This is a genomic window from Streptomyces sp. NEAU-W12, from assembly GCF_026242095.1.
Taxonomy (GTDB): Bacteria; Actinomycetota; Actinomycetes; order Streptomycetales; family Streptomycetaceae; genus Streptomyces.
On sequence record NZ_JAPJDM010000034.1, the window covers coordinates 61,832 to 68,318 of the forward strand.

The 6,487-nt window shown below is 73.1% G+C and carries 8 protein-coding genes; 6 read left to right on the top strand and 2 right to left on the bottom strand.

All coding sequences use genetic code 11. The features are described 5' to 3' along the window. Positions 1 to 189: 189 nt before the first annotated feature. The 3 genes from ORI94_RS31895 (at position 190) to gap (ending at position 3,333) form a co-directional block, all read left to right on the top strand. Positions 190 to 837 (top strand): CBS domain-containing protein, encoded by a 648-nt coding sequence (locus tag ORI94_RS31895; protein ID WP_266082070.1) that lies wholly within the window; start codon positions 190 to 192, stop codon positions 835 to 837. Between the two features lie 433 nt (positions 838 to 1,270). Continuing rightward, positions 1,271 to 2,227: a GlxA family transcriptional regulator gene (locus ORI94_RS31900; protein WP_266082072.1), complete on the top strand. Its 957-nt coding sequence runs from the start codon at positions 1,271 to 1,273 to the stop codon at positions 2,225 to 2,227. A gap of 107 nt (positions 2,228 to 2,334) precedes the next feature. Continuing rightward, the gene (gene gap, locus ORI94_RS31905) at positions 2,335 to 3,333 is read left to right on the top strand and encodes a type I glyceraldehyde-3-phosphate dehydrogenase (protein ID WP_266082074.1); all 999 of its coding nucleotides are present in this window, start codon (positions 2,335 to 2,337) and stop codon (positions 3,331 to 3,333) included. Between the two features lie 250 nt (positions 3,334 to 3,583). On the opposite strand, the gene ORI94_RS31910 is transcribed toward gap, so the two are convergent. Next, positions 3,584 to 3,775: a DUF397 domain-containing protein gene (locus ORI94_RS31910; RefSeq protein ID WP_266082076.1), complete on the bottom strand. Its 192-nt coding sequence runs from the start codon at positions 3,773 to 3,775 to the stop codon at positions 3,584 to 3,586. Then, a complete protein-coding gene (locus ORI94_RS31915; protein WP_266082078.1) occupies positions 3,772 to 4,665 on the bottom strand; it encodes a helix-turn-helix domain-containing protein in 894 nt (297 codons plus the stop codon). Before ORI94_RS31915 ends, ORI94_RS31910 begins: the two co-directional genes overlap by 4 nt. A gap of 319 nt (positions 4,666 to 4,984) precedes the next feature. On the opposite strand from ORI94_RS31915, the gene ORI94_RS31920 reads away from it, so the two are divergent. From ORI94_RS31920 to ORI94_RS31930, 3 genes are all read left to right on the top strand, one after another. Continuing rightward, positions 4,985 to 5,209 (top strand): DUF397 domain-containing protein, encoded by a 225-nt coding sequence (locus tag ORI94_RS31920; protein WP_266082080.1) that lies wholly within the window; start codon positions 4,985 to 4,987, stop codon positions 5,207 to 5,209. 82 nt (positions 5,210 to 5,291) lie between these two features. Beyond that, positions 5,292 to 5,759, top strand: a complete 468-nt coding sequence (locus tag ORI94_RS31925; RefSeq protein ID WP_266082082.1) for a hypothetical protein — start codon at positions 5,292 to 5,294, stop codon at positions 5,757 to 5,759. 99 nt (positions 5,760 to 5,858) lie between these two features. Beyond that, the gene (locus tag ORI94_RS31930) at positions 5,859 to 6,308 is read left to right on the top strand and encodes an ATP-binding protein (protein WP_266082084.1); all 450 of its coding nucleotides are present in this window, start codon (positions 5,859 to 5,861) and stop codon (positions 6,306 to 6,308) included. The last annotated feature ends 179 nt before the right edge of the window (positions 6,309 to 6,487 follow it).

Sequence of the window (6,487 nt, forward strand, 5' to 3'; positions counted from 1 at the left end):
GCGCCCGGCGTCGCCGGCATCTCGCGCGCACTCGGCCGCACTCCTGGCCGTGGGGCCGCCGGCCCTCCCCACCGGGCCGAACGTCACTGGCCGCCGGAGCGGCGCGGTGGTGTGATGAGTAGGGAAGACGGCGTGGACGCGCCGGCAGGGGCGCGCCCGCTCCGTCGCACAGCGGAGGAGTCCGATGCCATGGTGCTGTACCGCCGCACGGTCGGTGACGTGATGACCGAGGAGGTCCTCACCTTCCGCCCCACCACACCGCTCCAGGAGGTCGCCGCCCTGCTGGACGCCAACGACATCGTCGCGGCCCCGGTCATCGACGACGACGGCGTTCCCGTCGGCGTCGTGTCCGCGTCCGACGTGCTGCGCCACGAGACCGGCATGCCCGATCCGCAGGGTCGGGACGGGAACGACGTGCACGCCTGGAGCAAGGCCCAGGCCCGGACCGCGGGCGCGCTCATGAGCAGCCCCGTCTTCACCGCCCGCGCCGACTGGACGATCCCCCGGGCCGCGCGGGAACTCCGCAGGCGGCACGTCAAGCAGCTGCCGGTGGTCGGCGACGACGGGCTCCTCACCGGCATCGTCACCCGCAGCGACCTGCTGGACACCTTCGTCCGCTCCGACGCCGAGATCCGCGGCGAGGTCGAGCAGGACGTCCTGGGGCGCATCCTCGGCCTGGACGGGGGCACCGTCGCGGTCGAGGTCCGGGACGGGGTCGTCGTCCTTCGGGGACACCTTCCGGAACCGCGTCTCGTTGCGGTGGTCGTGGGCCTCTGCCAGGGCGTCGACGGTGTCGTCGACGTGGACGCACACCTCTCCGCCGCCGGGGCGGATTGAGTCTTCCGCCCCGGAGGGCCGGCCGGTCACCAGGTGACCAGGTGCGGCCGAGCAGATCCCGGCACGAGGCCGTCCCCGCCCACGACCATTCTCCGTCCGTCGCATCCGGTGCGAGAGACGGAGAGCGGTCGCCGCGGTGACGACGGCGGAACAGCGCCGGGCCGCGTCCGCGCTGGAGTCGGTGCAGGGCGAGGCTTGTCGTGCAGGGTGGGCCCGGCGGTCGTGATCCTGTGCGCCACGAAGGTGTCCCCCGGTGTGGTGGCGCGGGGCCTCGGCGCCGCGTGCCCGGGACGAGGCGGATGCCGGCGCGGCCGGACGGCCCCGCGACGGGAGTGGCCGGGCGACAGAGGCGCCTCGTGTCCAGTGACCGGCCGCTTGAACCGCGGGGCCCGAACCGAACGGGTGACGGTCTTGGCCCACGTAACCTCTTCCCGTGCCAGCCTCCCGCCTGCATCGCGTCGCCGTCCTCGTGCTCGAGGGGGCGAAGCCGCTCGATGTCGGCATTCCCGCGCAGGTGTTCACGACCCGCGCGAGCATGCCGTACGAGGTGCGGGTGTGCGGGGCGGCACCCGGTCTCGTGACCGGCGGCGACGGCCTCGCGTACCACGTCGCCCACGGTCTCGACGCGCTTGCGTGGGCCGACGTCGTCTTCGTCCCCGGCTACCGGTTCCCGGACCGCGACGACCCGCCGCGGGCCGTCGTCGAGGCACTGGTCGCCGCCCACGACCGGGGCGCGCGGCTCGCCGCCATCTCGACGGGTGCCTTCGCGCTCGCCGCCACGGGCCTGCTCGACGGCAGGCGCGCCACGACGCACTGGCACTACACGCGGGCACTCGCGGCCAGGCATCCGCTCGTCCGGGTCGACGAGAACGTGCTGTTCGTCGACGAGGGCAGCGTGCTCACCTCGGCCGGCGCCGCCTCCGGCATCGACCTGTGCCTGCACATCCTGCGCGGCGACCTCGGAGTGGCCGCGTCCCACCACGCGGCCCGGCGTCTGGTCGCGGCCCCCTACCGCAGCGGCGGCCAGGCCCAGTACGTGCCGCGCGGCGTCCCCGAGCCGCTCGGCGAGCGGTTCGCCGCCACCCGCGAGTGGGCGCTGCACCGGCTCGGCGAGCCCCTCACCCTCGACACACTGGCGCGGCGGGCGGGGGTCTCGCCGCGCACGTTCTCCCGGCGCTTCGTCGAGGAGACCGGCTGCACGCCGATGCAGTGGGTGATGCGCGCCCGCATCGACCTGGCCCGCGAACTGCTCGAGCGCTCGCAGCGCGGCGTCGAGCAGATCGCCGCCGACGTCGGGCTCGGCACCGGCGCGAACCTGCGCCTGCACTTCCAGCGCATCCTCGGCACCACACCGAGCGAGTACCGGCGCACCTTCACCCGGGGCGAGTGACCCGCCCGGCACCGTGTGGCGGGATCCTTTTGAACCGTGGCGATCCCGCCACTGTCAGCGGCGCGAGCCGTGGGCGAGCCTGGTGGGGAAGGAAAGGGACACCACTCATGACTCGCATCGCCATCAACGGATTCGGCCGCATCGGACGCAACGTGCTGCGCGCACTGCTGGAGCGCGACAGCACCCTCGAGATCGTCGCCGTCAACGACCTGACGGAGCCCGCCACGCTCGCCCGGCTGCTCGCCTACGACAGCACGGCCGGCCGGCTCGGGCGCCCGGTGACCGTCGACGGGGACACCCTCGTCGTCGACGGCCGTCGGATCGCGGTGCTGGCCGAGCGCGAACCGGCGCAGCTGCCGTGGGCCGAACTCGGCGTCGACATCGTCCTGGAGGCCACCGGCCGCTTCACCTCGGCCAAGGCCGCCCGCGCCCACCTCGACGCGGGCGCGAGGAAGGTACTCGTCAGCGCGCCGTCGGAGGGCGCCGACGTCACGCTCGCGTTCGGGGTCAACACCGACGCCTACGACCCGGCCGTGCACACGATCGTCTCGAACGCCTCCTGCACCACCAACGCGCTCGCGCCGCTGGCCGCGGTCCTCGACGAACTCGCCGGTATCGAGCACGGGTTCATGACGACGGTGCACGCCTACACGCAGGAACAGAACCTGCAGGACGGTCCGCACCGCGACGCCCGTCGCGCCCGGGCCGCCGGCGTCAACATCGTGCCGACCACGACCGGCGCCGCCAAGGCGATCGGCGTGGTGCTGCCGAACCTCGACGGCAGGCTGTCGGGCGACTCGATCCGCGTACCGGTGCCGGTGGGCTCGATCGTCGAACTCAACACGACCGTCGCCCGCGACGTGACGCGCGACGACGTGCTGGCGGCGTACCGCGCCGCAGCGCAGGGGCCGCTCGCCGGCATCCTCGAGTACTCGGACGACCCGCTCGTGTCGTCCGACATCACGGGCAACCCCGCCTCGTCGATCTTCGACTCGGCCCTCACCCGCGTCGACGGCCGCCACGTCAAGGTGGTCGCGTGGTACGACAACGAGTGGGGCTTCTCGAACCGCGTGATCGACACACTCGAGTTGCTCGCCACCCGCTGACCGGTCGCCGGGGCGGTGCCCCGCCTCCGGCGACCGCGCCGGCCGGCACTTCCCAAGAAGCCCGCCCCGAAGAAGCCCACGGCGAAAAGCGCCGCCCAGCAGCCGAAGCCCGCACCCGTGCGCGATCTCGGTGACCGCTTCATCAACCGCGCGCCCCTCGGCTACGGCCCCACGGGCGGGACCAAGGGCTCCCGAACGCGGTGAGGGCGTGCCGTCCGCTGCTCCAGCGGACGGCACGTCCTCACGTCGCTCAGCGCTCCGACGCGAACCGCACGAACCGCCCCCAGCCTTCACGGCCGACGGCGAAGGCCGGGCGGGTCACGTCCTTGGAGTCCCGCACGTGGACGGCCTGTACGGCGATCGCGACCTCCACGCAGTCGTCACCCTGGGTGCCGCTGTAGCTGGACTTGAACCAGGCGAGTTCCGACGTACCGCTGCTCATAGCTCTCCTCGCAGTCGCTCCAGCAGGTCCCGGGATTCCCTGGGATTGAGGGCCTGCGAGCGCAGTGTGTCATAGCGTCGGCAGAGCAGACTCATCTCTTTCGGGTCGGAGATCAGCCGCCCGTTCTGCTGGCCCTCGGAGTACCCGAGCCGCCGCCCCTCCGGAGATTCCAAGATCCGCATGGGCCCGTCCAGGCACCCGTGGAACTCCAACTCCAACGGCACCACTTGCAGCGTCACGTTACGCGGCGCGGTCAGCGCAAGCACATGGTCCAGCATGCTCGTCTGCACCTGCGCCCCGCCCAGCCCGCGTCGGAAAACCGACTCCTCCACGATGAAGCCGAACGGCACGGTCGGCCGGTCCCGCATTATCGTCTGCCGCTCCATTCGGGCGGCGACCTGCGCCTCCGTCTGCTCGTCGGTCAGTAGCGGAATGCTGTTGTCGAACACCGCCCGCGCGTACGCCTCCGACTGCAACAGCCCCGGAACCAACCGGCACTCGTACGTGCACAGGCTCACCGCCTCCCGCTCCAGCCGAGCCCACCGCCGGAACCACGCCGCAAGCCCCGCCTCCCCCCGCGTCAGATGCCGCGCGGCCTTCCGCAGCGCACCGGTGTTGCCGAGCGCCTCCTCCGCCCGCTCCACGAACGCCTCGTCCGGCATCCGCCGCCCCAACTCCACCGACTCGACCGTGTGTTTGGAGTACTGGACCCGGGCGCCCAGGTCGACCCGGCTGAGTCCCGCGTGCTCACGTAGCGCCTGGACGACGGCGCCGAACGTCCGCAGGCTGTCCGACGGATGCGGCTCCCGCTCCCACTCCCCCACCGGAACCGCCCGCGCACCGGCGCTCACGGCCCCGGCCGCCTCCCCCTCGACTCCGACGATGTCCATCCGCCGCCCCTTCCCTCTCCTCCGTACCGCACCACGACGGCTCCTCACGCCGCCCGCGTTCACCTCCAGCCTGACGGAAAATCAGACGTACCGTCCACTCTTCGTGTCCGTACGCTGACTCAGCGTACGGGCTGCCACACTCGTCCCCGCCCCGTCCGACCGCCACTCTGAGGTCACGGAGAGCGAGGAGAAACCGTCCGCGTCCGCCGGTCACCTGCGAAAACACCCCGGCGGCCGTCTCCCCTCCCGTGAACTCCCGCCCGGAGCGGGCGGCGGCGGCCGGACCCGGCCGCGTTCAGACGAGCTGGAAGGTGCAGTCATGCGGAACGGAACCAACCTGTACGCGCTCGACATCAGCGGTGCCTCGTTCACGAAGGCGTGCGGCGGCCCCTGCACCGAGGGGTGCGTGTCCCTCGCCCGGATCGGTGAGGGCGCCTGGGCCCTGGGCGACAGCAAGCGGCCGGACGCGCAGCCGCTGCGGTTCACCACGGAGGAACTGGACGCCGCCGGTATCGACCCGGCGCGCTTCGGCTTCGGCACCTGATCCCTCCCTCCCCCTCCCCACCGCCGGCCGGGCCGGGCCCCTCCCCGTGCCCGGTCGGCCCTTCTCGAAACGGGAACGGCTCGTGCACCACCACGCCTACCTGTGGACCGGCCCGAAGGAACGCTTCGACGACGAGGCCATGCGGCGCCCCCCGCGCCCCGATCCGCCCCCGGCCGGGAGCAGGCCGGAACTGATCGAGCGCTACCGCCAGGTGGCCGCGGAGTTCCGGACGTCGGACCTCCCGCCCCTGGAGACGGCGTACTGGCTCCTCAAGCCCCGCTCACTGGTCCGGGGCACCTGGGACGAGGCGAAGGAGGCGGCGGCCTGGCTCGGTGAACGGCTGGCCGAGTACACCCCCCGGTTCGCGCTGGAGGGCGACCGGGACACCGCGCGCCTGGCCCGACTGGTGGACTCCGCCGCCGAACGCCTGCGCTCGGGCGCCGACGTGTCGTACGGCTGCTACCTCGAACGCCCCTCGTACCTCTCCCTGGCCGTGGTGACGTGCTCCCCGAACCGCGCGGTCCCCGAACTGGCCTGCCCGGGCGCCTAGGGAATCCGGCGGACCGACTCCTCCGCGCGTCCGTACGCTCGCTCCGCGTACGGGGCGCGGCACTCGCCCCGGCCCGCCTCCGGCCGCCACTCTGACGCCATGAACCACGCAACACCTCACGTCGGCGCCCCCGTCGGCACCTTCACCCAGCTGCTGTCGTCCACGCGGCGCGGCGCCCGGCTCGCCCGGCTCCTCGCCGTGACCGAGCTGCGCTCCCGGGGCGCTTCGCAGGACCTGACGGAGCGTGCCGAACTCGTCGTCGCGGAGCTGGCCGCCAACGCAGTCCTGCACGGACGCGTGCCCGGCCGCTGCTTCCGGCTCACGCTCGTCCTCGACCCGGGCGCCCGCCGCCTCCGCGTCGAGGTCAGCGACGCCCGCGGAGACCTCCACCCGCTGCCCCTCCCCACGGACACCGCACCCGACGCGCTCCCCACCGGCGGACGCGGCCTGACCCTCGTCACCGCCCTCGCCGACCACTGGGACTGCGTCCCCCACCCACCCAGCGGCAAGACCGTCCGGGCGGTGCTGACGACGCCGGTCGATGCGTGACGGCGTCGACCGAGGAGAGAGGGCCTGGCGGGCGTCGGGGTGGTCGAGGTGGGTGAACACGGCGGTCTTCAGCCGACGGATCCCGTCGCGGTGGTGCGCCCGGGTGCGCTCGTAGTGGTCGAGTGTGATCTCACGCCAGGGCAGGGTGCGGACGCGGTCGAACAGGCCGGGGTGGTTTT